The 506-nt window shown below is 68.4% G+C and carries 1 protein-coding gene; it reads right to left on the bottom strand.

Features of this window, described 5'->3' with window-relative positions; translation table 11 throughout:
- On the bottom strand, positions 1-271 hold a 271-nt coding region (locus tag Q9G87_RS60455), incomplete at its 3' end, for a WD40 repeat domain-containing protein (RefSeq protein ID WP_371826032.1).
- Positions 272-506 lie beyond the last annotated feature (235 nt).

Raw genomic sequence — 506 nt, 5'->3', positions numbered from 1 at the left:
CCTCGGCGCCGCCGGTCGCCAGGGTGCGCCCGTCTGGGCTGAAGGCCACCGCGGTGATCCCCTTGCCGTGTTCGGGCAGAGTACGTACGGTCTTGCCGGTGCGGATGTCCCATAGCCGGGCGACCCCCTCGGCGCCGCCGGTCGCCAGGGTGCGCCCGTCTGGGCTGAAGGCCACCGCGGTGATCCCCTTGCCGTGTTCGGGCAGAGTACGTACGGTCTTGCCGGTGCGGATGTCCCATAGCCGGGCGACCCCGCCCTTCACCTGACCCACGCATCCATCAACGGCGGGGAGATATCTGGCCGCCGTTGGGGACACCCTCATGGCCACCAGCGTGTGAACTATCTGGCCGCCAGCGGGGAGAGCTCAAAGGCCATTGACATCTGCCGGCTGAACAGATCGTCGCCCGGTTCGGACTCCTTACGGGTGATCAGATCGTCCATGTAGGCGCGCAGTTCGGCGAAGGCTCGCTGGCGGTCCTGCGTCGAGGAGGTCCGGCGCACCACCA

This window comes from Nonomuraea turcica (assembly GCF_030718205.1).
Taxonomy (GTDB): Bacteria; Actinomycetota; Actinomycetes; order Streptosporangiales; family Streptosporangiaceae; genus Nonomuraea.
This window is presented reverse-complemented; position numbering and strand designations above follow the sequence as displayed.